The following is a 26,131-nucleotide window of genomic DNA, read 5'->3' on the forward strand; positions in this document are numbered from 1 at the left end:
CGCCGCCCGCCTTGGCTCATCGTGGCGCCTGAAGTGGGCGCCGTTTAACCAATCGCAAAAGGCTCCCGCCGGAAGCCGCTACGATTTGAGCTTCATCAGGAGGAGGCCCGCTTGTTCCAGATCCGCATACACGGACGCGGCGGCCAAGGGGTGGTGACCGCTGCGGAGATGCTGTCCGTCGCGGCATTCCTCGAAGGCCGCCATGCCCAGGCTTTTCCCAGCTTCGGCTCGGAGCGAACGGGCGCCCCGGTGGTGGCCTATTGCCGTCTGGACGACCGCGAGATCCGCCTGCGCGAGCCGATCATGGAGCCCGACGCGATAATCATCCAGGACCCCACGCTGCTCAACCAGGTGGACGTTTTCGGGGGCCTCGTGCGCGACGGCTACGTCATCATCAACACCTCGCGCACCTTCGATGCGCTGGGCCTCGGGGATTTCGTGAAGGACTTCCCGCCCGAGAAGCTGCATGCCGTGCCGGCCACGGAGATCGCGATGAAGCGGGTCGGCCGGCCTTTGCCCAATGCGGCGCTGCTGGGCGCCTTCGCGGCCGCCACGGGGCTCATATCACTCGAATCCGTCGACAAGGCGATCCGCGAGAAATTCCCCGCCAAGATCGCCGCGGCCAACATCCTCGCGGCGGCCGATGCGTTCAAGCACGTGCGCCACGGGGCAGGAGCGACGAGCCATGCTGAAGCAGGTTGAAGGTTCCAAGGCGGTCGCCGAGGCGATCGCGCTGTGCCGCCCCGAGGTGATCTGCGCCTATCCGATCTCCCCGCAGACGCACATCGTCGAGGGACTGGGCGAGATGGTGAAGAAGGGCGAGCTCTCCCCGTGCGAGTTCATCAACGTCGAAAGCGAATTCGCCGCCATGAGCGTGGCCATCGGCGCTTCGGCAGCAGGGGCGCGGGCCTACACCGCGACGGCAAGCCAGGGACTGCTGTTCATGGCCGAGGCCGTCTTCAACGCCGCGGGAATGGGACTGCCCATCGTGATGACGGTGGCCAACCGCGCCATCGGCGCGCCCATCAACATCTGGAACGACCACACCGATTCCATGAGCCAGCGCGACTGCGGCTGGATCCAGCTCTTCGCGGAGACGAACCAGGAGGCGCTCGACCTGCACATCCAGGCCTTTCGCCTCGCCGAGGAGCTGTCCGTCCCGGTCATGGTCTGCATGGACGGCTTCATCCTCACCCACGCCTACGAGCGAGTGGACATGCCCACGCAGGCGCAGGTGGATGCGTTCCTGCCGCCCTTCGAGCCCAGGCAGGTGCTGGACCCGCAGGAGCCCGTGTCGATGGGTGCCATGGTGGGCCCGGAGGCGTTCATGGAGGTGCGCTACCTGGCGCACGTGAAGCAGATGCAGGCCCTCGAGCTGATCCCGAGCTGGGCGGCCGAGTTCCGCAAGGCGTTCGGCCGCGACTCCGGCGGCCTCATGCACGGGTATCGCATGGAGGACGCCGAAACCGTGGTGGTCGCCCTGGGCTCGGTGCTGGGGACGATCAAGGACACCGTCGACGGACTGCGCGAGAAGGGTCACCGGATCGGCGTGCTGGGCATCACGTGCTTCCGCCCGTGGCCGACGGCGGCCATCGGCGAGGCGCTCGCCAGGGCGAAACGGGTGGTCGTGGTGGAAAAGGCTTTCGGCGTGGGCCTCGGCGGCATCGTCTCGGCCAACGTGCGCACGTCCTGCCCCGGCTCGATGGACGAGGTGCACACCGTCATCGCGGGACTGGGCGGCCGGCCGATCACGCGCGAGTCCCTGGCGCGCGTGATCGTGCAGGCCGAGCAGGGCAGCCTCGCCTCGCTTACCTTCCTCGATCTCAACCAGGCCGCCGTCGATCGTGCGCTCGCGCGCGAGCGCGGGCATCGCCGCACCGGTCCCATTGCCGAGGCGCTGCTTCGGGACGTGGGCCTCGTCACCGCGCAGCTTCGCTAGGAACCGGCCGTGGCCGGGGAACGAGCCGCCAGATTGGAAAAGACATGAGCTTTCAACCGGTCAAGTTCTACCAGACGGGAACCTTCACGGTGGGCAACCGCCTGCTTCCCGATGCCGAGCGCTCGGTGCAGTCGACCGTGCGGCGCACCAACTCGCTCAATTCCGGCCACCGCGCCTGCCAGGGCTGCGGCGAGGCACTGGGAGCGCGCTACGCCATCGACGCGGCCATGGAGGCCACCGACGGCCAGCTCATCGCGGCCAACGCGACGGGGTGCCTCGAGGTGTTCTCGACGCCTTACCCGGAGACCTCGTGGCAGATTCCGTGGGTCCACTCGCTTTTCGGAAACACCGCGGCGGTTGCCACCGGCATCGCGGCGGCGCTGCGCGTGAAGGGGCGCGCGCAGACGCGCGTGGTCGCGCAGGGCGGCGACGGCGGCACCACCGACATCGGCTTCGGATGCCTCTCCGGGATGTTCGAGCGCAACGACGACGTGCTCTACATCTGCTACGACAACGGCGGCTACATGAACACCGGCGTGCAGCGTTCGTCGGCCACGCCGCCGGCCGCGCGCACCGCCACGACGGCCGCAGTGGGCCTCACGCCGGGCAACGTCTTCGGGCAGGGCAAGGACCTGCCGCTCATCGCCATGGCGCACGGCATCCCGTACGTGGCCACCGCGATCGTGTCGGAACTGCGCGACCTGGAGGCGAAGGTCCGCCGGGCGATGGAATTCCGTGGCGCCCGCTACCTGCACATCCTGGTGCCGTGCCCGCTGGGCTGGGGGCACGACTCCGCGCTCACCATCCGCATGGCGCGCCTCGCGCACGAGAGCGGCATCTTCCCCGTCTTCGAGGCGGAAAGCGGCGAGGTGACCGGGGTTTCGAAGATCCGCCACCAGGTGCCGGTCGAGGAGTACCTCAAGCCGCAGAAGCGCTACGCGCACCTCTTCTCGCCCCAGCCGCGCGAGGACGTGATCCGCCGCATCCAGGAAAAGGCGGACCGCAACATCCGCAAGTACGGCCTGCTGGAGCAGGGATCATGAGAAAACCCTTCGCCATCACGCTGGACCCGGGCTCCAGCCTCGCCAACCACACCGGATCGTGGCGCACCAGTCGCCCGGAGTACCTCGATCGCCTGCCGCCCTGCAACCAGGCCTGCCCTGCGGGCGAGAACATCCAGGCGTGGCTATTTCACGCCGAATCCGGCGACTACGAGGCCGCCTGGCGCTCCCTCGTGCAGGACAATCCCATGCCCGCGGTCATGGGCCGCGTGTGCTACCACCCGTGCGAGGGCTCCTGCAACCGCGCGAATCTCGACTCCTCCGTGGGCATCAATTCCGTGGAGCATTTCCTCGGCGACGAGGCGCTCAAGCGCGGCTGGAAATTCGACCCGCCGGCGGCATCCACCGGCAGGAAGGTGCTCGTGGTCGGGGCCGGTCCCTCGGGGCTCTCGGCGGCGTACCACCTCACCCGGCTCGGCCACAAGGTCACGATCCACGAGGCGGGCCCCATGGCGGGCGGCATGATGCGCTTCGGCATCCCCAAGTACCGACTGCCGCGCGACGTGCTGGACGGCGAGGTGAAGCGGATCCTCGATCTCGGGGTGGAGCTCAAGGTCAACACGAAGGTCGACGATGTCCTCGAGGCGAAGAAGGCCGGCGGCTTCGACGCGGTTTTCCTCGCCGTGGGCGCGCACATCGCCAAGCGCGCCTACATCCCCGCGGGAGAGGCGGCCCAGATCATGGACGCCGTGCAGGTGCTGCGCGGCATGGAAGGGGAGACCAAGCCCCTGCTGGGCCGGCGCGTGGTCGTCTACGGCGGCGGCAACACGGCCATCGACGTGGCCCGCACCGCCAAGCGCCTGGGCGCGGAGGAGGCGATGATCGTCTACCGCCGCACGCGCGAGAAGATGCCGGCGCACGACTTCGAGGTGCAGGACGCGCTCGAGGAGGGCGTCCTCATCAAGTGGCTGTCGACCATCAAGGAGGCGGGCGAGGGCGCGATCACCGTCGAGAAGATGGAGCTCGACGCGAAGGGCGTGCCGCAGCCGACCGGCGTGTTCGAGAAGCTCGAGGCGGATTCCGTGGTGCTGGCACTCGGCCAGGACGTGGACCTTTCGCTCCTCGACCGCGTGCCGGGCATGGAGATCGCCGATGGCGTGGTGAAGGTGGGCCCCAACATGATGACAGCGCACCCCGGCATCTTCGCCGGCGGCGACATGGTCCCCGCCGAGCGCACGGTCACGGTGGCGATCGGCCACGGCAAGAAGGCGGCGCGCCACATCGACGCGTGGCTCAATGACGGCGTCTACCAACCTGCTCCGAAGCATGAGGTCGCGATGTTCGCGAACCTCAACACCTGGTACTACTCGGATGCGTCGAAGTCGGTTCGCCCGATGCTCGACATGCAGAAGCGCGTGACCTCGTTCGACGAGGTCGTGATGGCGCTGGACGAGTCGAACGCGCTGTTCGAGGCGCGCCGCTGCCTTTCCTGCGGCAACTGCTTCGAGTGCGACAACTGCTACGGCGTGTGCCCCGACAACGCGGTGGTGAAGCTGGGGCCGGGCAACCGCTTCCGCTTCAACTACGACTACTGCAAGGGGTGCGGCATCTGCGCGGCGGAATGCCCTTGCGGGGCGATCCGCATGGTGCCCGAGGAGATCTAGCGCTTCGCCGGCCCGCGCGTCTGTCCGGCGAGGGTCAGTAGTGCATGCGCGGGGTGACGGGCAGGGGCGCGGTGGAGCGGCAGTAGGCGCGAACCACGGTGCCCTGCGACTCCAGCATCGCCGTCTCGCCCTCGAGGTAAAGCGTCCAGGCGCCGTCCACGTACTTCTCCTGCGCGGCGCTCTCGGCCTTGCGCAGGTTCACCGCCGCGCCATCCACGGTCACCACCGCCTGCATTCCGTCGGGGGTGCGCCGGACCAGCATCTCGCGGCCTTCGGCGCACCGGTAGGCGATGTTCTCGGGAAGGACCGCCATTTCAGGGCCGTAAACGCAGCCGCAGAGCAGGAAGGCGGAAACGAAAGCCGATGCGCGCATGACGTGGGATCCGGGAAGGAATGCCGGATCATATCCCGGGACCGGTTGCCGGGCCCGGCGCCCCCCGCAACCGGCTGCTTGCCGTTCCCCCGTGCCTCCCCGACAATGGGTGTCCGTCCCGCCCCAAAACCAGAAAAATGGCTCTCCCGGCACGCACATACGCGAACGCGCTCGTCCTGGGGGTGGCCGGCAGGCTCGACCAGGACAACTGCGAGGCCTTCCGTGCCGACCTCATGGTGCAAGTCGAGCGATCTGCCCATGACGGAGGCGCGGTCATCCTCGACCTCTCCAGCCTGGAGTACGTCTCGAGCGCAGGGTTGCGCTGCTTCATGCTGGCCTCGCGCCAGGCGAAAGCGCAACACGGCCGGATCTTCGTCGCCGCCCTTCAGCCGATGGTGGCCGAGATCTTCGAGATCAGCCACTTCAACATGGTCTTCCAGGTCTTTCCCACGGTCCGCGAGGCGCTCGCGGCCGCTTCCAACGAGGCCGCGGCGGCCTTCGACCAGGCCTGACCCCGGGTCAGGGACAACATGTCGATGCGCATCCGATTCTGGGGTACCCGCGGCTCGATCCCGGTGGCCCTCACCTCGTTCGACATCCGCGACAAGCTCGCGCGAGCCCTCGTGGAGGCCTCCGGGCGCACCTTTGCCACCTTCGAGGAGGCGCACGCCTACGCCTCGACCGAGCTGGATTTCTCGCTGACGCACACCTTCGGCGGGCACACCCCGTGCGTGGAGCTGGACCTGGGCGCAGACGAGTACTTCGTCTGCGACATGGGCAGCGGCGCGCGTCCCTTCGGCGTGCACGTGCTCGCGAAACAGGCGCGGCGCCCGGCCACCGTGAACGTGTTCATGTCGCACGTGCACTGGGACCACATCATGGGCTTTCCCTTCTTCGGCCCGGCCTACGTGCCCGGCACGAAGATCCGCATCCACAGCTGCCACGACGTTTGCGAGCAGGCATTCCGCCTGCAGCAGGCCGCACCGTGCTTCCCCGTGGATTTCTCCCAGCTCTCCGCCTCGATAGAGTTCGTGAAGCTCGTGCCCGACCAGCCCACCGACGTTTCGGGCCTCACCGTGACGCCGCACCTGCAGCTGCACTCGGGGGATTCCTACGGCTACCGGTTCGAGAAGAACGGCAAGACCGTCATCTACTCGACGGACTCGGAGCACAAGCTCGAGAACCGCGCCGAGGCCGAGGGGTTCGCGGCCTTCTTCCGGGATGCGGACGTAGTGATCTTCGATGCGATGTACGCGCTGGCGGACGCGATCAGCGTGAAGGCCGACTGGGGGCATTCGAGCAACATCGTGGGCGTGGAGCTTTGCCAGATGGCGCGCGCGCGCCACCTCGTCCTCTTCCACCACGAACCGGCCAATGACGATGCGACGCTCGAGGGCCTGCTCAGGGAGGCGCGCCGCTTCGAGGAGCTCACGCGTTCCGGCGAGCCGCTGAAGGTCTCCGCCGCCTACGACGGACTGGAGATCGACCCCTGAACGCTTCGGGGGCGTTTCGCGTCGCGGCGCTCGCCCTTCTTGCGGCGTTCTCCTTCCTGCTCGCGACGTCCCCGCCTCCGGTGGAGCGGATGCGGGGCCTTGTCTTCGACGCCTACCAGCGCGCGATGCCGCGCGAGCGCCGGGCCGACCTGGTGCACGTCGTGGTGATCGACGATCGCGCGCTCGCCGCGTATGGCCAGTGGCCCTGGCCGCGCAGCCGCGTGGCGGAACTCGTCTCCCGGATCGCCGATGCGAAGCCGCTCGCCATCGGGATGGACATCTTCTTCCCGGAACCGGATCGCCATTCGCCGGCGGTGATCGCGCGCAGCATCGGGCAGACGTCGCCCGAGATTGCCGAATGGCTGCAGCGCATGCCCTCCACCGACAAGGCGCTCGGCGACGCGCTTCGCAAGGCCCCGTCCGTGCTCGGCGTGGCGGGGCTGGGCGATCCGGACCCACGCTACGCCGGCGCGCCGCAGGGCCCGGCCGTGCGCTACCTCGATGGTGCGGGAGAGTCGATCCGCCGCTACGCGGGCCACCTGCGCAACATCCCCGAGATCGACGAAGGCGCGGCCAGCCACGGGCTTATCAGCGTGGACTTCGAGGGGGGCGTGGCGCGCCGCCTGCAGCTCGTCGCGCGCTTCGACGCGTCCACGGTGCCCGCGATGGTGGTCGAGATGATCCGCGTCGCGCTGGACCGGCCGCTCACCATCGCGCCGCTGTGGGGCGGGCGGATCGAGATGCGCTTCGGGGACTATGCGGTGCCGGTGCAGGTAGACGGGAGCGCGTTCCTGCACTATGGGCACTCCGATCCCGGCCGGTTCATTCCCGCCTCGGATGTCCTTTCCGGGAAGTTCGATATCTCGCAACTCGGGGGCCAACTCGTCATCGTGGGGTTCACCGGGCTGGGCCTGCAGGACCTCGTCGCCACGCCGCTGGGCGAAACGGTCTTCGGCGTGGAGAACCACGCGCAGCTCGCGGAGACGATCCTCGAGGGCCGGTTCCTCAGCCGCATCGGGCTCGCGCCCCGCGTCGAGGCCGCGCTTCTCGTGGCGTTCGGCCTGGGCATCTTCATCCTCGTGCCGCGATCGAGTTCCCTCAGGGCAACCGCCTTCGTGGGGCTCGGCATCGCAGTGCTCTTCGCGGCCGGAATCGTCGCGTTCCGCTACGCGGGCCTCCTGTTCGATCCGGTGGGGCCCGCATTCGGCGCGATCCTGGTCTTCGGCGCCATCCAGGCCGGCTCGCTCGCGGAGGCCCAGCGCCAGCGCCAGCAGCTTCGCGAACAGGCGGCGCGAATGGCAGGCGAGCTCGACGCCGCCAAGCGCATCCAGATGGGATTGCTGCCCGACCCGAGGGAAGTCTTCGCCGCCGATCGTCGCGTCGACGTCGCGGCGCTCCTGGAGCCCGCGCGCACGGTGGGCGGCGACTTCTACGACTGTTTCATGCTCGATGACCGGCGGCTGTTCTTCCTCGTCGCCGACGTCTCGGGCAAGGGGCTGCCCGCTTCGCTCTTCATGGCGTCCGTGAAGTCGATCCTGAAGAGCTCGGCGCTCACGGTGCAGGGTTCCGTGGGCGGCATCCTCGTTCGGGCGCAGGACGAGATCCATCGCGAGAATCCGGAGTCACTCTTCGTGACCACTCTCGCGGGCGTGCTGGACCTGGAAACGGGCCAGCTCGAGTACGCCAATGCCGGGCACGAGCCGGCGTGGTCGCACCAGCCTCGCGGCCTGCCCGAGCGGCTCGATGCCTCGGGAGGGCCGCCGCTATGCGTGCTCGACACCTACAGCTATCCCACGACGCGGCGAACGCTCATGCCGGGCGAATGGTTGCTCGCTCTCTCGGACGGGGCCACGGAGGCCATGAACCCCGCGAAGGAGTTCTTCGGCTCGGAGCGGCTGCGCACGTCGCTGGCGTGGCTGGGCGACGAGACGGACGCGCTGGCGATCGTGAGGCGGGTGCGCGACGACGTGCGGCGATTCTCGGGAGCGGCGGAACCCGCAGACGATCTGACGCTCTTCGCGATCCGCTGGGTCGGACCCGAAGGCTCCCTCAACGGACGCTGATCTCCACGCGGCGGTTGCGCGGCTCGGAGACGTTTTCATCCGTGACCACCAGGAGCTCGCGCTTGCCGCGCCCGGCGGCCTGGATGCGCTCGGATGCGATGCCGAGGGCGACCATCATTTCACGCAAGCGCTCGGCCCGGGCGAGCGAGAGCTTGTCGTTGAACGCGAGGTTGCCCACGGTGTCGGTGTGGCCGATGACGACGATGTCGGGCGCCGGGCGGCGCTTCAACTCGGCGAAGACCTTTTCCAGCTCCACGCGCGAGGCGGGCGTGAGTTCGTCCTTGCCTTCGAGGAAATAAAGCACGAAGGTCGCCGGGCGGCCCGGCAGCGCCTCGATCGTCGCGCCGAAGGTGCGATTGACTTCCTCTGCGGAGAGCGTGGCAGTTTCGGCGAGACCGTTCGACCCGACGCGGCTCGCGGAATAGGCCCGGTCCAGCACCTGCTCCGTCGCGCCCGTGCGCACCACGATCGAGCCGACGTGGCCCGAGGGGCCGGGGATCACGGCGAAGAGTTCGGGGGCAACCGGCCTCGGCGGAGCACTCGCGCATCCCGCAGCGGCGAGCAGGAGAAGAACGGCCGCGAGGCGCATGAATCCTTCGGGGCTCAGCGCGCGGCGACGGGCGCGGCGGGCGGTTCGTCCACCTGGACCACGAATTCCGTGCCGCGCACGGCCATGACCGAGGAGGGGGTACGGATCTTCATCGATTCAGGGGACTGCTTGACCATCTTGCCCGACACGGCGGCCAGCTTGCCCTTGCGCAGCGACCCCTCGAACTCGCCCGCATAGGTGGTGGTGTCGAAGCTGTACTTGTCGATGGCGAAGACGCTGTTGGGACCCACCGAGACGAGGCTGTTGTCGGAAAAGGTCACGCCGGCAGAGCCGTTGGCGCCCGTGACGAGCACGTCCGAGGAGCGAATCGGCATGCCGACCGTGGCGTCCATGCGCTTGCCCTCGCGCTCGACCTGCACGGCGCCCTTGGCGACCTTGACCTGGCCGATGTCGGCCGCCAGTGCCGTGGTTGCAAATGCCAGGGTCGAAACGAAGATCCAGGACGTCCGCATGGTCGCCTCCTTGAGGGTGCGGGTGGAGAATGGAACCATTCTATAATGCCCGAAACGGTGAAACTGTGAACGCGATCACAACGCGAATAGGGATGTTTCCGTCCCGCCTGGATGCCCTCAAGGGAGCCCGCGAGTTCCTCGAGCGCTTCTGCGCGGGCGCAGGGGTGGCGCGCCAGCCGTGCCTGAAGCTGAACCTGGTGGTGGAGGAGCTCTTCCTCAACACGGTCAAGCACGGCCATCGCGGGGGTTCGGACGCCCCTGTCTGGATCACGCTCGCCTCCGAGGACGGTGCGATCCGCATGACCTACGAGGACAGCGCCCCGCCCTTCAACCCGTTCGCGGCGGCCACGCGCGAGATGCTGGAGGCGCTGGCCGGCTCGAGGCGCGAAGGCGGCCTGGGGATACTCCTCGCGAACGGGCTCACGACGCAAACGGATTACGCCTACCTGTTCGGGCGCAACCGCATCCGCCTTTCGCTCGCGAGCTGACGGATTGAAAAAGGGGACAGACCCACTACTGTCCGGTTAACGTGACGGGGTGAGACAAAAATGTCTTATCTGACGAGACGTTACGGATGATTCAGCTTGGTGCCGACTTGAATGTGATTGCCGGTTTCGGCGATGTTCTCGGGTATCACAAGCCCGGGGACGCTCTGCACGTCGGCAAGACGCTGTTCGCGCAGATCATGGACTTCGTGCCCTGGACGAGTTTCCGGCGCATCGTGACTCGCTACGGTGGCGACCAACGCGTGCGCACACTCAATTGCGCCGAGCAGTTCCGCGTCTTGGCGTTTGCACAGCTGACGTGGCGGGAGAGCCTTCGCGACATCGAAGCGTGCCTGTCGGCGCAAGCCGGCAAGCTCTATCACATGGGTTTGCGCGAAGCGGTAGCGCGCTCCACGCTGGCCGATGCCAACGAGTCGCGCGACTGGCGAATCTGGGCCGATTTCGCGCAAGTGCTGATTCGCCGGGCGCCACTTGTACGCCTCGGACAGCCTTGCCGTGGATCTGGCCAACACGGTATACGCGCTGGATTCGACCACCATCGACCTGTGCCTGTCGGTGTTTCCTGGGGCGCACTTCTGCTCGACCAAAGCCGCGGTGAAGATGCACACCCTGCTCGATCTGCGCGGCAACATCCCGAGCTTCATCCACGTCAGCGACGGCAAGCTGCACGACGTCAATGTGCTCGATCTTCTGGTGCCCGAGTCCGGCGCCTTCTACGTCATGGATCGCGGCTACACCGACTACGCTCGACTCTACGTCCTGCACCAGGCGGCGGCGTTCTTCGTCACCCGCGCCCGATCGAACATGGATGCCAGGCGCCTGTACTCCGCCCCCAGCGACCGCAGCACCGGCGTGATCTGCGACCAAACCATCGCCCTCAACGGCTTCTATGCGAGAAACGACTACCCCGAGCAGTTGCGTCGCATCCGCTTCAAGGTGCCCGAATCGGGCAAGACCTGGTGTTCCTGACCAACAATACGACCCTGCCGGCATTGACGATCGCCGCGCTCTACAAGAGCCGTTGGCAGGTCGAGCTGTTCTTCAAGTGGATCAAGCAGCATCTGCGGATCAAGCGCTTCTATGGCACCACGGAGAACGCCGTCAAGACACAAATCTGGACGGCCGTATCCGTCTACGTGCTGGTGGCCATCGTGAAAAAGGAGTTGCATCTCGAAGCCTCGCTCTACACGCTGCTACAGATTCTCTCGGTCACCGTATTCGAAAAAATGCCGCTGCAACAAGCCCTTGTCGACGATGCGCGACTCTTGACCAACCCCCTCAACCCCAACCAACTGACTCTTCTCGGTTTTTAACCGGACAGTAGTGGGACAGACCCCATTTTCAGGAAAAGGGGTCTGCCCCCTTTTTCACCTCCGCCACTCAGTCGTCCAGCCCGAAGAAGCCGCGGATGCGCGCGAGAATGTCCTCGTGGGGCGCCACGCGCTTGGTGTCCACCCCGACTGACCCGATCCGGTCGGTGAGCTCGGTCTGGCGCGCGGCGAGGACCCTCGAGATCTCGCCGGCGATGTCGGGCCGCGAGCGCAGCACCTTCTCGAAACCGGTCTTGTCGAGCCGGTAGCACCCGACGTCGCTGCGCGCGGTGATGGTGGCGCGGCGCGGCTCGCCGGTCATCATGCCCATTTCGCCGAAGAGGTTGCCCGAGGTGAGCGTGGCCACATGGGTGCGCTCCCCGCCCACTTCGTGCCACACGTCGGCCTCGCCGCTCACGACGAGATAGAGCCAGTGCGCCACGGCCCCCTGCCGGGTGATGGTGTCGCCTTTCACGAACGGCGCGTCGACCAGGTGCTCGGCGAGCTCGCTTCGCTCCTCGTCCGAAAGCGTGGCGAACAGGTCCACCTTCGAGAGGGCGGCCTGGCGGCGCGCCATCTCCTTCTCGTGCTGCGCCTGGCGGTGCGCCTCGTTGTCCTTCACGATCAGGCGTTCCTCGCGCGGGGCGACGATGGGCATGGCGTGCCGCGTGAGCGCGGCCAGCGCGTGCGCCCGCACGATGGAGTCGGTCACGTCGTCGGGCCGCATGTCGGTCAGGAAGTACCGGAGCGCGAAGCGCCCGATCCCGTGCTCGACCCGCATGAGCACCGCCGTGGGCACGGGATCGCTCGCCACGTTCGGAATTTCCGCGTTGGTCACCGCCCTCACGAGCACCTCGCATACGCGCGGCGGCGGGTGCGCGAGATCCAGCTCGAACCAGAGCCACCGGCGCCAGTAGGGCTTGGGATCCGCCCGCGAACCGATCACCGTGAAGCGGTTCTTCACCAGCCAGCCATTGGGGATCACCACCGTCTCGAGGTTGCGCGTCTCTACCGCCGTGTAACGCCAGCGGATCTCGGTCACCCTGCCGGTCGTTTCCTCCACCTTCATCCAGTCGCCCACGCGCAGCGACTGGTCGATCTGCAGGGCGAGGCCGCCGAGGAGGTTGCCGAGGGTCTCCTGCATCGAGAAGGCCACCACGCCCGTGATCACCGCGGAAGTCGCGACGAGGCTGCCCAGATCCACGCCCGAGAGGCGCAGCCACACCAGCCCCCACGCAACCGTGATGCCGGCGGTGACGAGGTCCTCCACGATCGTCGCCGGCGTCCACCGCAGGGCGGGCATGAGGACGCGGAAGATGAGGATGCCCGCCATGCGGATCAGCACGTACCCGACGAGGATCGTGGCGGCATCCGCGAGGATGCCGGCCATCTTTCCCCCGCCCACGGAGTGCATCAGCGCGTCGGCGAACACCACCAGCGCACAGAAGCCGAGCAGCACGAGGGCATTGCGGGTGCTCGCCCGGTCCTTCGGCCGCAGCGCGAGGAGGACGAGTCCCAGCAGGAGCGCCACCGCCATGGCGGTGGCGATTTCCGTGCGAAAGATGCTGGCGGCGTTCACGCCGCTTTCACAGCCGCGACTCGATCTGGTCGCACAGCCTTTCGACGACCGTCACGCGCGCGAGCAGCTTGTCGTTGGCGGCGATGAGGTTCCACGGGCTCGTCTCCGTTGACGTGCGCTCGATCATGTCGCAGATCGCGCGCTCGTACTGAGGCCACTTCTTGCGGTTGCGCCAGTCCTCGTCGGTGATCTTGAAGCGCTTGTAGGCGATCTTCTCGCGCTCCTTGAAGCGCCGCAGCTGCTCCTGCGGCGTCACCGCCATCCAGAACTTGGCGACGATCGCCCCCGCGTCGGAGAGCTGCGACTCGAAATCGTTGATTTCGTGGTAGGCGCGCATCCAGTCGGCTTCCGAGCAGAACCCCTCCACGCGCTCGACGAGCACGCGGCCGTACCACGAGCGGTCGAAGATGACCGCCTTGCCGTGGCCGGGGATGTGCCGCCAGAAGCGCCAGAGGTAGGGTTGCGCCCGTTCCTCGTCGGTGGGCGCGGCGATCGGGATGACGCGGTAGAAGCGCGCGTCCATGGCGCGCGTCATGCGCCGGATCGTGCTGCCCTTGCCGGCCGCGTCCATGCCCTCGAAGACCATCACCAGCGAGCGGTCGCGCATCTTCTTGTCGCGCGTGAGCTGGTTCAGGCGCGCCTGCGCGCTTTCCAGCCGCTTGTCGTAGGCCTTCGGCGCGAGCGCGCGCTTGTAATCGAGGCTGTTGAGGATGTTCTTCCTGTCGATCGGAGGTTCGGGCGGCGGGGCGGCGGGCGACACCCGGGGCGCGGCCCCCTTGAGGCGGGCATTGAGCGCGTCGAGCAGCAGCTTGCCCGCCGTGAGGGAACGGTACTCGGGGTCCGAGCCCTCGATCACCTGCCAGGGCGCCTCCCCGGTGCCCGTCTTGCGCAGCGCATCCTCGCAGATATCGACGAACTCGTCGTAGTGCTTGAAGCGCTCCCAGTCTCCCGCACCCACGCGCCAGGCGGTCTTCCTGCTTGAAAGCAGTTCCTTGAACCGCTTCTTCTGCGCGGCCTTGGAGAGGTGGAACCAGAGCTTCAGGACGAGCGCGCCTTCCGCGACCAGCATGCGCTCGAAGTGCCGGATGCGCTCCAGGCGGTGCTCGAACTGCGCGCGCTTCTCATGGCCCATCACGCGCTTGAGGATGGGGTCGGTGTACCAGGAGCCGAAGAGGATCCCGATGCGCCCCTTGGGCGGCAGCGCCTGCCAGAAACGCCACATCTCGGGGCGCTCGCTCTCGTTGTCGGTCATGGCCCCGAAGGCGTGCGTGTGGATGTGGCGCGGATCCATCCACTCGTTGAAGAGGTTCACGGTCTCGCCCTTGCCGGCCCCGTCCACCCCGTTCACGAGGATCACCACGGGAAACTTCCCGTTGTCGAGGAGATCGTACTGCGCCTTCAGCAGCGCCTGGCGCAGGATCGGTTCCTCGCGCCGGTATTCCGACTTCTTGAGCTTGTGGCCGATTTCAGCGGATTCTAACATCGCGGCTTTTCTCCTGGGCAAGCTTGCCGGGTTTCAAGGTACCTTCAACGGGACCGGTCGTCCAACGCGAGGCGGCGCGCGCTGTCGTCGCGAAGACCGGTGGCCTTGCACAAGGCCGGCGGGCAGCGGAACCGGTAGTAGCGCGCATTCAGGTGCACGGCGACGTCGTCGATCTCGTCCCCGGTCCACGCGAGCCCGAGGTTTTCGCTCCACCGGCGCACCCAGCCGCGCACCGCGTCGAAATCCGCGGCGAGGCGTGCCTTGCGCCCGTGGACGCTCTCGGCATGGCAATCACCGCAGCGGGCCTCATAGAGGATGCGGCCGCGCTCCCCGTCCGCCGCCGGGGCGGCAGGGGACCCTGCAAGCGTCGCGAGGAGGAGGGCAATGGCTGGATACGGAGCGAGGCGCATGGGAGATCCTGCGGGCGCGTGCAACCCAGTCTCGCACCCGGCCTGGGGCGTTGCTTGTCCTGGATCAAGCGGGAGGCGGGGCTTCGGGGACGGGCGGCTTGCGGCGCCAGAAACGGCGCTCCTTCGCGGCGTCGGCGAGCGCCTGGGCGGCCGCTTCGACGCCGGCCGCTTCGCGCGCGGCGAACCAGCCGCGCGCGAACTCGACGAACCCCGCTGGGGCGGAGAGCTCGTGCACGTGCGCAAGCGCGTTGGCGCAATCGTTGGCGAGCCCGAGCGCGTCCTGCGCGCGCGAAAGCCCGCGCACGTGCCGCTTCACCGGCCCGGCCCGGAACAGCGACCCCAGGAACTCCACGGCGTAACGCTGGCGCTTCACCAGGATGCGCAGGCGATGGCGCCCGGCGGCATCCAGTGAGGCGAACGCCGCAGACCGGGCGGCGACGCGCTTGGCACCGGCGCGCAGCCTTCGCGAGGCGAAGTCCTTGAGCGGTTCCGCCTCGTCCGGCGGTTCCGGCGGTTCGCAGACCCGGCGCGCGAGCCGGATCATCGCGAGCCCGTAGCGCGGCGAGACGATGGCTTCGCGCGTGACGCGACGCGCCTCGCGCTGGCGGGCCCGGGCGCGCGCGAGCAGGGCTCGCCCCACCGCTGCGTCACCCTGCGCCGCGATCAGCGGCGGCAGCGTCTCGGTCACGAAGACGTCCCAGTCCCGGCAGCGGCCCAGAATTGCCGCAGCCCAACGCACGTCCTCGGCGAAGGCCGCATCCTCGCCCGGCAGGTGCGCCTGGCGGAACAGCCGCAGCGCCGAGCGCAGGCGGCGAAACGCCACCCGCAGCTGGTGCACGAATTCGATATTGGGGCTGGACAGAACCCCGGCTTCGTTGGCCTGCGCGTGGGCCACGCAGGCGGCAGCCAGGCGTCGCGCCGCTTCGCGCGTGTCCCCGGCATCCTCGATCGACTCGTGCAAGGCATGGACCGGCTTGCGCCCCGAGGCGCCGGCGAGTTCGAGGCCCCGCGCAAGCTTGGAAGCAGGCTCGGGCCGGAGGGCAATCGCCGCGGCGAGGGCTTCGGCCAGGTCGAAGGCGGCTGTGACCGGCCCCTCCAGAACCTCGATCTCGATCTCCTCGATGGGCGAAGCGCGACCGCGCGCGAGGATCTGCCCCTCGTCGAGCGCGACCTCGAGTCGCGAGCCCGGCTGCGGCGACACGATCCAGCGGGTGCGCCGGAACTCGGTCGCGAGGATGGGCGCCAGGCGCTCATGCAGCGTTTCGGCGTCTGGCAGGTCGGCCAGGGGCGTTGCGGCGAAGCGGGAAAGGTCCAGTTCAGGGCCACGCGCGGGGTACTCCCACTCGGGACGCTCGTGCAGTCCGGCCAGGGCTTCGCCCGATGCCTTGAGCGTGGCGAGCCATTGCCTGCCCTCGCGGCGCAGGCGTAGCTCCAGTCCGTGGCGGGCCAGTTCCTGCGTGGGCGTGTCGAAATACAGCGCCGAGCAGCGGCTGCGGCTGGACTCGAGGCCGGCCAGCGCCGGCGCGAGGGTGACGCGAGCGGCTTCGCCCGGGGCCAGCGCGAGCTTCAGTTCGGTTTCGTGGGGAGGGAGCGGCATGGGAGCTTGGGTCGCGGTTCCCACACTACGCAAGATTCGTCTGGCCTTCCACCTCGTCCAGCCTTTCACCTCGGCCGCCCCCGCGGCGCGGCGGGCGCCGTTTGCTACCATGCGCGGATCCTGGCTGGGGCTTCCGGCCGAACCAAGCCTGTAACCGAACCGGTACGGGGCGCGAACTACCCACTGCCATGCACGCTGTCCTTCCCCTCCTCGTCCAGACCGATTTTCCGCCCATCCACCGGCGCGGGGTGGCGATCGTGCAGGCGAACCTCGGATACGTCTGCAACCAGACGTGCCTTCACTGCCACGTGAACGCGGGCCCCACGCGCACCGAATCGATGTCGGGCGAGACCGTGGAGCGGTTGCTCGAGTACCTGGCATGCAGCGGCGCCGGCACGCTCGATCTCACCGGGGGCGCTCCGGAGCTGAACCCGCATTTCCGTCCACTCGTCGCTCGCGCTCGCGCGCTGGGCGCGAAGGTGATCGACCGCTGCAACCTCACGATCCTCGAGGAGCCGGGCCACGAGGACCTCGCGGAGTTTCTTGCCGGGCACCGGGTGGAGGTGGTGGCCTCGCTTCCCTGCTATACGGAGGAGCTGGTGGACCGGCAGCGCGGAAAGGGCGTGTACGAGAAGAGCGTGCGCGCCATCCGCCGGCTCAACGAACTGGGCTACGGCCGCGAAGGCTCCGGGCTCGTGCTGAACCTCGTGTACAACCCGCAGGGCGCGAGCCTGCCCCCTTCGCAGGACAAGCTCGAGGCGGACTACAAGCGCATCCTGGGGGAGACCTTCGGCATCGGGTTCAACCGGCTCTTCACGATCGCCAACATGCCCATCCAGCGCTTCGGCTCGACGCTCATTTCCAAGGGGCAGTTCAACGAGTACATGCAGCTCCTGCGCATGTCGCACGACGACGCGAACCTCGAGGGCGTGATGTGCCGCTCGCTCGTCTCGGTGGACTGGCAGGGCTACGTGTACGACTGCGACTTCAACCAGATGCTGGGGCTTCCCATCCGCGTGGCGGGCAAGTCCCGGCCGCACCTGGCCGACCTGACCCGCCGCGACCTCGGCGGCAACCCGATCGTCGTTCGCGACCATTGCTACGGCTGCACCGCGGGGCAGGGGTCCTCCTGCGGCGGCGCGCTGGGCTGACATCGACTTGGAAGACAGCCCCGGGCGAAGCTGCCCCACCACCTATCGATATTCCCCGCGATCGTTCGACCGCCCTGCGCAGATCGAGGCCGAAACGTTCTACGTGGTTGGCGGGCTCTACGGAAACGTGGAGTCGCTCGATGAGATCGTCGCGATGGCCGCACGGGAAACGCACGCGGTGAAGGTGGTCTTCAACGGCGACTTCCACTGGTTCGACACGGCCGCCGACGATTTCCATCGCCTTTCGGAGGAGGTTTCCCGGCACGCCGCCATCCGCGGCAACGTGGAGACCGAGATCGCAGGCGAGGATTCGGGCGCCGGCTGCGGCTGTGCCTATCCCGCCGACGTGACCGACACCGAAGTGATGCGTTCCAACAAGATCCTCGAGCGCCTGCGCGAGACGGCCCGCGAGCATCCGGCCGCGCGCGAGGCGCTCGCGCGCCTGCCCATGCACCTGGTCGCGCGCGTGGGAGATGCGCGCGTGGGCATCGTCCACGGCGACTGCGCCTCGCTCGCGGGATGGGGGTTCGCCCAGCCGGCGCTGGACGACCCGGGCCAGCGCCGCTGGCTGGAGAATTCGTTCGCCGACGCCAGGGTCGATCTCTTCGCGAGCAGCCACACGTGCCAGCCGGCCCTGCGCTCGTTCGATTTCGGCAGCGGCCCGGTGGCGGTTGCCAACAACGGCGCCGCGGGCATGCCCAACTTCGCGGGCGAGCACTTCGGCGTGCTCACGCGCATTTCGGTCCACCCGGCCGATCAATCGCTTTACGGCACGCGCATCGCCGGTGCCTTCGTGGACGCCCTTGCAATTCGCTACGATGCCCCCGCCTGGGAAAGGCGCTTCCTCGCGAGCTGGCCGGAAGGGTCGAGTGCCCACCAGTCCTATTTCAGGCGCATCGCCAGCGGAACCGGCTTTCCGCGAACGCTCGCGTTGCGGATCGCGGCGTGAAGCGATGAAAGCCGGGAAGGTCCTCGTCGCCGCGGCTCTCGTCGCGCTCGTTGCCGCGTACTTCGCCTTCGATCTCGGGCGCTATCTCTCGCTCGACTACTTCAAGGCGCAGCAGGCTGCCATCGAGGCGTTCTTCCGGTCGAGCCCCCTCGCGTCGGCCGCGATCTACTTTGCCGTCTATGTGGCCGTGACCGGGCTGTCGCTCCCGGGCGCGGCGATCCTCACGCTGGCGGGGGGCGCGATCTTCGGCCTGCCGTGGGGCGTGGTGATCGTCTCCTTCGCCTCCACGATCGGCGCCACGCTGGCCTTCCTCGCCTCGCGGTTCGTGCTTCGCGACTGGGTGCAGGCGAAATTCGGCGACCGGCTGAAGCCCATCAACGACGGCATCGCGAAGCAGGGCGCGTTCTACCTCTTTGCGCTCAGGCTCGTGCCCGCCTTCCCGTTCTTCGTGGTCAACCTCGTGATGGGGCTCACGCCCATCCGCACCGGCACGTATTACTGGGTGAGCCAGGTCGGGATGTTCGCCGGGACGGTCGTGTACGTGTACGCCGGCACGCAGCTCGCGCAGATCACCTCCCTCAAGGACATCCTCTCGCCGGGGCTCCTCGGCGCGTTCGCGCTGCTCGGCCTGTTTCCGTTCTTCGCCAAACGCATCGTCGAGGGACTCGCGGCGCGCAAGGTCTATGCGAAATGGAAGCGGCCGGCGCGGTACGACCGGAACGTGGTGGTGATCGGCGCGGGCTCCGCCGGGCTCGTGACCTCCTACATCGCCGCCGCCGTGAAGGCAAAGGTCACGCTGGTCGAGCGCCACCGGATGGGCGGCGATTGCCTCAACACCGGCTGCGTGCCCTCGAAGGCGCTCATCCGGTCGGCGAAATTCCTGTCGCACGTTCGCCGGTCGAGGGAGTTCGGCATCCGGGGGGCAACCGCCGACTTCGATTTCGCGCAGGTGATGGAGCGCGTGCAGTCGGTGGTGAAGGCGATCGAGCCGCACGATTCCATCGAGCGCTACGCCGGCCTGGGCGTCGATGTGGTCGCGGGCACGGCGCGCATCGTGGATCCGTGGACCGTCGAGATCGCGAAGGAGGACGGCACGAAGTCCACCCTCACGACGAGGAACATCGTGATTGCCGCGGGCGCGCGCCCCGTGGTGCCGCCGATCCCCGGCCTCGCGCAGGCGAACCCGCTCACCTCCGACAACGTCTGGCAACTGCGCGCGCTTCCGAAGCGCCTGGTCGTGCTGGGCGGCGGGCCCATCGGGTGCGAGCTCACGCAGGCCTTCGCGCGCTTCGGCTCGAAGGTGACCCAGGTGGAGATGCTGGAGCGGATCATGATCCGCGAGGACCCCGAAGTGTCGGCGCTCGTACAGCACAGTTTCGAGGCCGACGGCGTGTCGGTCCTCGCGGGCCACAAGGCGAAGCAGGTGGTGGTGGAAGGCGGCGAGAAGTTCCTCGTGGTGGAGAGCGAAGGCGGGGAGAAACGCATCGCCTTCGACGACATCCTGGTGGCCGTCGGGCGCGTGGCGAACACGGCGGGCTACGGGCTCGAGGAACTGGGCATCCCCACCACGAAGACGCGAACCGTGGAGGTGAACGAATTCCTCGAGACCGCCTACCCCAACATCTTCGCCTGCGGCGACGTGGCCGGGCCCTACCAGTTCACCCACACCGCGGCGCACATGGCGTGGTACGCCTCGGTGAACGCGCTCTTCGGGCGGTTTCGCCGGTTCAAGGTGGACTACTCGGTGATCCCCTGGGCGACCTTCACGGAACCGGAGGTGGCGCGCGTCGGGCTGAACGAGCAGGAAGCGAAGGAAAAGGGCATCGCGCACCAGGTCGTCACCTACGGCATGGACGACCTCGACCGCGCCATCGCGGACAGCGAGGCGCACGGCTTCGTGAAAGTGATCGTGAAGCCCGCAAGCGACGTGATCCTCGGCGTCACGATCGTGGGCGAGCACGCCGGCGAGCTCATCGCGGAGTTCGTTGCGGCGATGCGCCACGGCATCGGCCTGAACAAGGTGCTTGGCACCATCCACATCTATCCGACGCTCGCGGAGGCCAACAAGTACGCGGCGGGCGTGTGGAAGCGCTCGACTGTCACGCGCGGGCAGATGGATTTCCTGGGCGCCTTCCACGACTGGACGCGCGGCGCAGGCGGCCTAGGCGGGGTTCTCGGGCGGGTGGGCTCCCTGTGGTTGGACAAGCGTCCCTACCACGACCGGACGGGAGAGTGACCCCGTGATTCGCGCCGCCATTTTCTGCGCCGCCCTGGTGCTCGCCGCTCCGGCGCTCGCTTTCGACCACTCGCACGCCGCGTGGGACGCGCTGGTGAAGAAGCACGTGCGGCTCGTCGACGGCGGCAAGTCGTCCCGGGTGCGCTATGCGGATTTCGCGACGGACCGCGCTGCGCTGAAGGACGTACTCGCGGAATCATCGAAGGTGGACGAGGCGCAGTTCCGGGGCTGGACGAAACCGCAGCAGATGGCGTTCCTCATCAACGCCTACAACGCGTGGACGGTGGAGTTGATCCTCACGAAATACCCCGACCTCAAGTCGATCCGCGACCTGGGGAACATCCTGTTCAACAGCCCCTGGAAGAGGAAGTTCTTCACGCTCTTCGGCCGCGAGTCCTCCCTCGACCAGGTCGAGCACGAGATGCTGAGGAAGCCGGGCGTGTACGACGAGCCGCGCGTTCACTACGCGGTGAATTGCGCCTCGGTGGGCTGCCCGATGCTGCGCGAGGAGGCGTTCGTGGCCGCCCGCCTGGACGCCCAGCTGGAGGAGCAGGCGCGGCGCTTCCTGTCGGACCGGTCGCGCAACCGCTACAGCGCGCAATCGGGAAAGCTCGAGGTCTCCGAGATCTTCAAGTGGTTCAAGGAGGATTGGTCCTCCGGCTACCGGGGCATCGGGAGCGCCGGCCCGGTGAGCTCCCGCGAACAGTACTTCGCGCGCTACGCCGACCTCCTCGCAGACGGGCCCGGGAATCGCAGAGTCGTGGCCGAGGGCCGGGCACCCATCGACTTTCTCGACTACGACTGGTCCCTCAACGACGCGCGCTGAAAAAGGGGTCTGTCCCCCTTTTTTCGGGATAATCCCCGTGTGAACCACCTTTCGATCATCATGCCCGCCCTGGACGAGGCGGCGGGCATCGCCGCCAGCCTCGCCGCGCTCAAGCCGCTTCGCGAGCGCGGCGCGCAGGTGATCGTGGTCGATGGCGGCAGTGGCGACGCCACCGCCGCCATCGCCGCCCCGCTCGCCGACCGGGTGATCGTTTCGCCGCGCGGCCGCGCGGCACAGATGAATGCCGGTGCACGCATCGCCGCGGGCGACACGCTTGTCTTCCTTCACGCCGATACGCGCCTGCCGGAAAGCGCGGACCGGATCGTGCTCGAGGGCCTCGATGCCTCCGGGTGCGACTGGGGCCGCTTCGACGTGTCGATCGAGCCGGGGTCGCCGCTGCTGGCCCTCGTGGCTGCGCTCATGAATGCGCGCTCGCGCCTGACCGCCATCGCCACCGGCGACCAGGCCGTCTTCGCGCGGCGCGAGGTGTTCGCGCGCGCAGGCGGCTTCCCCGAAATCGCGCTCATGGAGGACATCGCCTTTTCGAGGGCCATGAGGCGCCTTGGCCCCCCGCTGTGCCTTCGCGAAAGGGTCGTGACATCGGCACGTCGCTGGGAGCGCGGCGGGACGCTGCGCACGATCCTCCTCATGTGGCGGCTGCGGCTTGCCTACTTTCTCGGCGCCGATCCCGCGCGCCTTGCCGAACGCTATGGCGCCGGCCACGCCATCCGGTAGCGCGGCGCAGGTCGCCGTGTTCGCCAAGGCGCCCGTGCCCGGCGAGGTGAAGACGCGCCTTGTGCCGCTGCTCGGCGCGGGCGACGCGGCGGAGCTGCACGCCACGCTGGTTCGCCATGCGCTGGCCACGGCCCGGAACTCCGGCGTCGGGGCCGTGTCCCTCTGGTGCATGCCGAACACGGGCCATCCCTTCTTCGCCGCGTGCGCCGCGGAATTCGGCGTCGATCTCCACGAGCAGCGGGGCGGGCATCTCGGCGAGCGGATGGCGCGCGCCTTCGATCGGCTGCTCGCTTCCGGTCCGGCGCTTCTCGTCGGTTCCGATTGCCCGTCGCTGCGCGCCGACGACCTGCGCGCCGCGGCCGGATCGCTCTCCACGCACGACGCGGTGATCCAGCCCGCGGAGGACGGCGGCTATGTCCTCGTCGGGCTCGCGCGCACGGCGCCCGGGCTCTTCGAGGGCATCCGCTGGGGCGAAGCGAGCGTGATGCGCGACACGCGCGCCCGCCTGCGCGAAGCGGGCGCCACCTGGCGCGAGATGCCCACGCGCTGGGATGTGGATCGCCCCGAGGACTACCGGCGGCTGCTCGCCTCGGGGCTCCTGGCGGAGAGCGGCCGGTGAGGACGCTGGCCGCCATCGCGGCCCTGCTCGTGACCCTCTGCGCATCGGTGCACGCCCGGGCATCCGGAGCCGACATCGCGCCCTTCTCGCGGGCGAAGCCGGGAGCGGCGCTGCCCGAGGGGTGGCGGGCACTCGATCTTCCCCGCATCGCGCCGCCGGAGATCGCGCTGGTCGAGGAAGGGGGCGCCACGGTCCTGCGTTCGCGTGCCGTTTCCGCTGCCGGCACCGTCGCCTACGCCCTCGACGCCTCGCCGGCCCGGTACCCGCTGCTCGCCTGGCGCTGGAAGGTCGATCGCGTCGTCGCCCGGGCCAACCTCGCGCAGAAGAGCGGCGATGATTTCGCCGCGCGCGTTTACGTCTTCTTCGACGTGCCCGTCGAGGCGCTGCCCTTCGGCGTGCGCCTGAAGGCCTTGCTCGCCCGCGCGGTGTGGGGAGAGACGCTGCCGACCGCCGCGATCTGCTATGTCTGGGACAACCTTCATGCGCCGGGCACCAGTGCATGGAATCCGTACACCGATCGCGTGAGGACCGTGGTCTTGCGAAGCGGCTCGCCGGGCGCCTGGGCCGAGGAGGCACGCGACCTCGAGGCCGACTTTCGGGCCGCGTTCGGCCCGCAATGGATGGGCCCCGCGCCGCGCGTCACGGGCATCGCGGTCGGCAACGACACGGACCAGACCGGGGAGACGGTCACGGCGTGGTTCGGCGATTTCTCGCTGGGGGCGCGGCAATGAAGCGCCTGGTGCTCCTGGGGGGCGGCCATGCGCACGTGCACGTCCTGAAGACCCTCGGCGATGCGCTCGATTCCACGGTGAGCGTGACCCTCGTCACGCCCGTCGAGCGGCAGGTCTACTCCGGAATGGTGCCGGGGTTCGTGGCGGGGCATTACGCGCTCGAGGCGTGCGGCATCGATCTGGTCCCGCTCGCGATGCGGGCGCGGGCGCTCGTGGCGCGATCGGCCGCCACGCTCGTGAACCTGTCGATGCGGGAGGTGATTCTCGCCAATGGCGAGATCGTCCCCTACGATGTGCTCTCGATCGACGTGGGATCGCGCCCGTTCACCGGAAGCGCCCGGGGCGTCGCCGAGCACGCCGTCGCCGTGCGGCCGCTGGAGCGCTTCGTCGAGGGTTGGGAGCGCGTTCTCGCCCGCGCCAGGACAGGGGGCATGAACTCCGTATCGGTGGTGGGTGGCGGAGCGGCCGGCATCGAGCTTGCGTTCGCGATGGCCCACCGCTTTCGCAAGGAGGCCGGGGACGGCGCCCCGCACGTGCGCGTCATGACGGACGCCAACGCGTTCCTGCCCGAGTATCCCAGCGCCGTGCGCGGCCGCCTCCTTCGCCTCGCCGGCGCGCGCAACATCGGCACCCACGTCGCCAGCCTCGTGGCCGAGGTGGGGCCCGGTTTCCTGCGCCTGAAGGACAACATCGAGTTCGCGACCGACGCGACGTTCTGGGTGGCGGGCGCCGCGGCGCTCGAATTCATCCGCGACTCGGGCCTGCAAACGGACGAACGGGGCTTCCTCGCCGTGAACGACTTCATGCAATCGGTTTCCCACCCGGAGGTGTTCGGCGCGGGCGATTGCGCGACGAATCGGGAGAACCCGCGCGCGAAGGCGGGCGTCTTCGCGGTCCGCGCGGGCCCTGCACTTGCCGCCAACCTGGTCGCCGCGCTGCACGGCGGCCTGCTCGAGCGGCACGTGAGCCCGCGACGCTTCCTCGCGCTCATCTCCTGCGGGAGACGCTACGCGGTGGGGGCTTACGGTCCGCTGTCCTTCGAGGGCGGCTGGGTGTGGCGCTGGAAGGACCGGATCGACCGCCGCTTCCTCGCGAAGTACGCGCCGGAAGCGCTGGCGCCGTCGCGCTAGGAGCCCCGGGCAGCCGCGGCATCCCCCGCCGGCGCCTTGCGCGCGCGGATGCGCACCACCTTCACCATGCGGTTCTGCACCTGCAGGATCTCGACGGCGTGCCCGGAGACGATGAGGGCGGTGCCGGGCTCGGGTATGTCCTCGAGCGCCTCCAGCACCAGCCCGTTGATCGTCTTGGGCCCCTCGAGGGGGAAGTGGAAGCCGGCCTTGCGGTTGAGCACGCGCAGCGGGCACGAACCTTCGGCGATGACCGATCCGTCGGCCTCCTTGCGCAGGAGGCCTCCCGACATCGGCTTCTGGCTGGTGAACTCGCCGACGATCTCCTCGAGGATGTCCTGCAGCGTGACCAGGCCCAGGATCTCGCCGTATTCGTCCACCACCAGGCCCATGTGGCGCATCTGGTCCTGGAAGTTGGTGAGTTGCCCGAGGAGCGGCGTGCCTTCCGGCACGTAATAGGGTTCGCGCAGGATCGCGCGAATGCCGTCCCTGTCGAGCGGCTCCCGGCGCGAGGCGTTGAGGAACTTGCGCACGTGCAGGATGCCGGCCACCTTGTCCAGGCTGCCCTCGAAGACCACGAGCCGCGTGTGGTGCGCGGTGGAAATGGCCGTGCGGATGTCGTCGATGTCGTCCTCGAGGTCCACGGCTTCGATCTGCCCGCGCGGCGTCATCGTGTCGTCAACCGTCATGTCCTGCAGCTCGAAGAGGTTGAGGAAGATCGACTGGTGCTTCGGGGGGATGAACTTGCCGCCCTCCAGGACCAGCGTGCGCAGTTCCTCCATCGAAAGCGGCTGCGCGGCCGCCTGGTTCGTGCCCCCGATCCGAAGGACCTTGAGCATGCCGCGCACGAACAGGTTGATGGCCCACATGAGCGGGCGCGTGATGCGGATGAAGCCGGTGAGCGGAAAGGACGCCGCGAGCGCGAGCTGCTCGGAATAGGTGGCGCCCAGCACCTTGGGCACGATCTCCGCGAAGACGAGGATCACGACGCTCGCGCAGGCGGTGGCGATCGCGAGCGCGAATTCCCCCTCTCCGAAGAGGCGCCTGCAGATCTCGGCCACCAGGATGGTGGTGGCCGCGTTGATGATGGTGTTTCCCGCCAGAATGAAGGTGAGCAGCTCGTCGGTCCTGCCCAGGAGTGCGCCGGTGAGCCGGGCGGCGCGGCTGCCCTTGCGGATGAGGTGCTTCAACCGGTAGCGGTTGAGCGACATCATGCAGGTTTCCGACATCGAGAAGAAGCCGGAGGAGGCGAGCATCGCGGCAAGCACGACGAACAG

The 26,131-nt window shown here is 68.4% G+C and carries 24 protein-coding genes and 1 pseudogene; 17 read left to right on the forward strand and 8 right to left on the reverse strand.

Annotated elements, in window-relative coordinates; translation table 11 throughout:
* The first annotated feature begins 111 nt into the window (after positions 1 to 111).
* The 4 genes from IPP91_10470 to IPP91_10485 are packed head-to-tail and all read left to right on the forward strand — an operon-like array spanning position 112 to position 4,604.
* Complete coding sequence (locus tag IPP91_10470) at positions 112 to 702, forward strand: 2-oxoacid:acceptor oxidoreductase family protein (protein ID MBL0142495.1); 591 nt, start codon at positions 112 to 114, stop codon at positions 700 to 702.
* Positions 686 to 1,939, forward strand: coding sequence for a pyruvate ferredoxin oxidoreductase (gene porA, locus IPP91_10475; protein ID MBL0142496.1), 1,254 nt, complete (start codon positions 686 to 688; stop codon positions 1,937 to 1,939). Before IPP91_10470 ends, porA begins: the two co-directional genes overlap by 17 nt.
* A gap of 44 nt (positions 1,940 to 1,983) precedes the next feature.
* Positions 1,984 to 2,982 carry a pyruvate ferredoxin oxidoreductase gene (locus IPP91_10480; GenBank protein ID MBL0142497.1) on the forward strand — a complete coding sequence of 333 codons (999 nt, stop codon included), beginning with the start codon at positions 1,984 to 1,986 and terminating at the stop codon, positions 2,980 to 2,982.
* Positions 2,979 to 4,604: an NAD(P)-binding protein gene (locus IPP91_10485; protein MBL0142498.1), complete on the forward strand. Its 1,626-nt coding sequence runs from the start codon at positions 2,979 to 2,981 to the stop codon at positions 4,602 to 4,604. The genes IPP91_10480 and IPP91_10485 overlap by 4 nt, the downstream gene beginning before the upstream one ends.
* Positions 4,605 to 4,638: 34 nt before the next feature.
* On the opposite strand, the gene IPP91_10490 is transcribed toward IPP91_10485, so the two are convergent.
* Entirely contained in the window at positions 4,639 to 4,977 is a 339-nt protein-coding gene (locus IPP91_10490) for an MliC family protein (GenBank protein ID MBL0142499.1), read from the reverse strand.
* Between the two features lie 137 nt (positions 4,978 to 5,114).
* Here IPP91_10490 and IPP91_10495 point away from each other — a divergent pair, with 137 nt between their 5' ends.
* From IPP91_10495 to IPP91_10505, 3 genes are all read left to right on the forward strand, one after another.
* Entirely contained in the window at positions 5,115 to 5,489 is a 375-nt protein-coding gene (locus tag IPP91_10495; GenBank protein ID MBL0142500.1) for an STAS domain-containing protein, read from the forward strand.
* A gap of 24 nt (positions 5,490 to 5,513) precedes the next feature.
* A complete protein-coding gene (locus tag IPP91_10500; GenBank protein ID MBL0142501.1) occupies positions 5,514 to 6,470 on the forward strand; it encodes an MBL fold metallo-hydrolase in 957 nt (318 codons plus the stop codon).
* An 80-nt stretch (positions 6,471 to 6,550) separates the two neighbouring features.
* The gene (locus IPP91_10505; GenBank protein MBL0142502.1) at positions 6,551 to 8,533 is read left to right on the forward strand and encodes a SpoIIE family protein phosphatase; all 1,983 of its coding nucleotides are present in this window, start codon (positions 6,551 to 6,553) and stop codon (positions 8,531 to 8,533) included.
* Here IPP91_10505 and IPP91_10510 read toward each other — a convergent pair.
* Together IPP91_10510 and IPP91_10515 are read right to left on the reverse strand one after the other, a co-directional pair.
* Positions 8,520 to 9,122 (reverse strand): OmpA family protein, encoded by a 603-nt coding sequence (locus tag IPP91_10510; GenBank protein MBL0142503.1) that lies wholly within the window; start codon positions 9,120 to 9,122, stop codon positions 8,520 to 8,522. The genes IPP91_10505 and IPP91_10510 overlap by 14 nt on opposite strands.
* A gap of 14 nt (positions 9,123 to 9,136) precedes the next feature.
* Positions 9,137 to 9,595, reverse strand: a complete 459-nt coding sequence (locus tag IPP91_10515; GenBank protein ID MBL0142504.1) for a FecR domain-containing protein — start codon at positions 9,593 to 9,595, stop codon at positions 9,137 to 9,139.
* Positions 9,596 to 9,687: 92 nt separating this feature from the next.
* On the opposite strand from IPP91_10515, the gene IPP91_10520 reads away from it, so the two are divergent.
* Both IPP91_10520 and IPP91_10525 read left to right on the forward strand, forming a co-directional pair.
* Positions 9,688 to 10,083, forward strand: a complete 396-nt coding sequence (locus IPP91_10520) for an ATP-binding protein (protein ID MBL0142505.1) — start codon at positions 9,688 to 9,690, stop codon at positions 10,081 to 10,083.
* Between the two features lie 164 nt (positions 10,084 to 10,247).
* A pseudogene (locus IPP91_10525) lies at positions 10,248 to 11,414 on the forward strand (IS4 family transposase).
* A gap of 67 nt (positions 11,415 to 11,481) precedes the next feature.
* Here the strand turns inward: IPP91_10525 and IPP91_10530 are convergent.
* The 4 genes from IPP91_10530 to IPP91_10545 form a co-directional block, all read right to left on the reverse strand.
* Positions 11,482 to 12,990, reverse strand: a complete 1,509-nt coding sequence (locus IPP91_10530; protein ID MBL0142506.1) for a mechanosensitive ion channel — start codon at positions 12,988 to 12,990, stop codon at positions 11,482 to 11,484.
* Positions 12,991 to 12,997: 7 nt separating this feature from the next.
* Positions 12,998 to 14,473, reverse strand: coding sequence for a polyphosphate:AMP phosphotransferase (gene pap / locus IPP91_10535; protein ID MBL0142507.1), 1,476 nt, complete (start codon positions 14,471 to 14,473; stop codon positions 12,998 to 13,000).
* Positions 14,474 to 14,517: 44 nt separating this feature from the next.
* Positions 14,518 to 14,883 carry a hypothetical protein gene (locus IPP91_10540; protein MBL0142508.1) on the reverse strand — a complete coding sequence of 122 codons (366 nt, stop codon included), beginning with the start codon at positions 14,881 to 14,883 and terminating at the stop codon, positions 14,518 to 14,520.
* Positions 14,884 to 14,947: 64 nt separating this feature from the next.
* Entirely contained in the window at positions 14,948 to 16,480 is a 1,533-nt protein-coding gene (locus tag IPP91_10545; GenBank protein MBL0142509.1) for a CHAD domain-containing protein, read from the reverse strand.
* Between the two features lie 188 nt (positions 16,481 to 16,668).
* On the opposite strand from IPP91_10545, the gene arsS reads away from it, so the two are divergent.
* Genes arsS through IPP91_10585 form a run of 8 tightly spaced genes read left to right on the forward strand, consistent with a single transcriptional unit; the run spans position 16,669 to position 24,857 of the window.
* Positions 16,669 to 17,631, forward strand: a complete 963-nt coding sequence (gene arsS / locus IPP91_10550; GenBank protein ID MBL0142510.1) for an arsenosugar biosynthesis radical SAM protein ArsS — start codon at positions 16,669 to 16,671, stop codon at positions 17,629 to 17,631.
* Position 17,632: 1 nt separating this feature from the next.
* Positions 17,633 to 18,580 (forward strand): hypothetical protein, encoded by a 948-nt coding sequence (locus IPP91_10555; GenBank protein ID MBL0142511.1) that lies wholly within the window; start codon positions 17,633 to 17,635, stop codon positions 18,578 to 18,580.
* A 4-nt stretch (positions 18,581 to 18,584) separates the two neighbouring features.
* Complete coding sequence (locus IPP91_10560) at positions 18,585 to 20,816, forward strand: FAD-dependent oxidoreductase (GenBank protein ID MBL0142512.1); 2,232 nt, start codon at positions 18,585 to 18,587, stop codon at positions 20,814 to 20,816.
* 7 nt (positions 20,817 to 20,823) lie between these two features.
* Positions 20,824 to 21,642, forward strand: a complete 819-nt coding sequence (locus IPP91_10565; GenBank protein ID MBL0142513.1) for a DUF547 domain-containing protein — start codon at positions 20,824 to 20,826, stop codon at positions 21,640 to 21,642.
* Between the two features lie 60 nt (positions 21,643 to 21,702).
* Positions 21,703 to 22,377: a TIGR04283 family arsenosugar biosynthesis glycosyltransferase gene (locus tag IPP91_10570; protein ID MBL0142514.1), complete on the forward strand. Its 675-nt coding sequence runs from the start codon at positions 21,703 to 21,705 to the stop codon at positions 22,375 to 22,377.
* Positions 22,352 to 22,996, forward strand: a complete 645-nt coding sequence (locus IPP91_10575; GenBank protein ID MBL0142515.1) for a TIGR04282 family arsenosugar biosynthesis glycosyltransferase — start codon at positions 22,352 to 22,354, stop codon at positions 22,994 to 22,996. Before IPP91_10570 ends, IPP91_10575 begins: the two co-directional genes overlap by 26 nt.
* Complete coding sequence (locus tag IPP91_10580) at positions 22,993 to 23,727, forward strand: DUF3047 domain-containing protein (GenBank protein MBL0142516.1); 735 nt, start codon at positions 22,993 to 22,995, stop codon at positions 23,725 to 23,727. The genes IPP91_10575 and IPP91_10580 overlap by 4 nt, the downstream gene beginning before the upstream one ends.
* Entirely contained in the window at positions 23,724 to 24,857 is a 1,134-nt protein-coding gene (locus IPP91_10585; GenBank protein MBL0142517.1) for an FAD-dependent oxidoreductase, read from the forward strand. Before IPP91_10580 ends, IPP91_10585 begins: the two co-directional genes overlap by 4 nt.
* Here IPP91_10585 and IPP91_10590 read toward each other — a convergent pair.
* Positions 24,854 to 26,110, reverse strand: coding sequence for a DUF21 domain-containing protein (locus tag IPP91_10590; GenBank protein ID MBL0142518.1), 1,257 nt, complete (start codon positions 26,108 to 26,110; stop codon positions 24,854 to 24,856). The genes IPP91_10585 and IPP91_10590 overlap by 4 nt on opposite strands.
* Positions 26,111 to 26,131: the final 21 nt, after the last annotated feature.

Source organism: Betaproteobacteria bacterium, from assembly GCA_016720855.1.
GTDB lineage: Bacteria > Pseudomonadota > Gammaproteobacteria > Burkholderiales > Usitatibacteraceae > FEB-7.

Coding starts and splice junctions, on each gene's coding strand:
- IPP91_10500 (MBL0142501.1), top strand. CDS start 5,514: ATGCGCATCCGATTCTGGGGTACCCGCGGCTCGATCCCGGTGGCCCTC.
- IPP91_10520 (MBL0142505.1), top strand. CDS start 9,688: ATGTTTCCGTCCCGCCTGGATGCCCTCAAGGGAGCCCGCGAGTTCCTC.
- arsS (MBL0142510.1), top strand. CDS start 16,669: ATGCACGCTGTCCTTCCCCTCCTCGTCCAGACCGATTTTCCGCCCATC.
- IPP91_10590 (MBL0142518.1), bottom strand. CDS start 26,110: ATGCTCGCCTCCTCCGGCTTCTTCTCGATGTCGGAAACCTGCATGATG.
- IPP91_10490 (MBL0142499.1), bottom strand. CDS start 4,977: ATGCGCGCATCGGCTTTCGTTTCCGCCTTCCTGCTCTGCGGCTGCGTT.
- pap (MBL0142507.1), bottom strand. CDS start 14,473: ATGTTAGAATCCGCTGAAATCGGCCACAAGCTCAAGAAGTCGGAATAC.
- IPP91_10515 (MBL0142504.1), bottom strand. CDS start 9,595: ATGCGGACGTCCTGGATCTTCGTTTCGACCCTGGCATTTGCAACCACG.
- IPP91_10540 (MBL0142508.1), bottom strand. CDS start 14,883: ATGCGCCTCGCTCCGTATCCAGCCATTGCCCTCCTCCTCGCGACGCTT.
- IPP91_10570 (MBL0142514.1), top strand. CDS start 21,703: ATGCCCGCCCTGGACGAGGCGGCGGGCATCGCCGCCAGCCTCGCCGCG.
- IPP91_10495 (MBL0142500.1), top strand. CDS start 5,115: ATGGCTCTCCCGGCACGCACATACGCGAACGCGCTCGTCCTGGGGGTG.
- IPP91_10575 (MBL0142515.1), top strand. CDS start 22,352: ATGGCGCCGGCCACGCCATCCGGTAGCGCGGCGCAGGTCGCCGTGTTC.
- IPP91_10585 (MBL0142517.1), top strand. CDS start 23,724: ATGAAGCGCCTGGTGCTCCTGGGGGGCGGCCATGCGCACGTGCACGTC.
- IPP91_10485 (MBL0142498.1), top strand. CDS start 2,979: ATGAGAAAACCCTTCGCCATCACGCTGGACCCGGGCTCCAGCCTCGCC.
- IPP91_10510 (MBL0142503.1), bottom strand. CDS start 9,122: ATGCGCCTCGCGGCCGTTCTTCTCCTGCTCGCCGCTGCGGGATGCGCG.
- IPP91_10480 (MBL0142497.1), top strand. CDS start 1,984: ATGAGCTTTCAACCGGTCAAGTTCTACCAGACGGGAACCTTCACGGTG.
- IPP91_10560 (MBL0142512.1), top strand. CDS start 18,585: ATGAAAGCCGGGAAGGTCCTCGTCGCCGCGGCTCTCGTCGCGCTCGTT.
- porA (MBL0142496.1), top strand. CDS start 686: ATGCTGAAGCAGGTTGAAGGTTCCAAGGCGGTCGCCGAGGCGATCGCG.
- IPP91_10545 (MBL0142509.1), bottom strand. CDS start 16,480: ATGCCGCTCCCTCCCCACGAAACCGAACTGAAGCTCGCGCTGGCCCCG.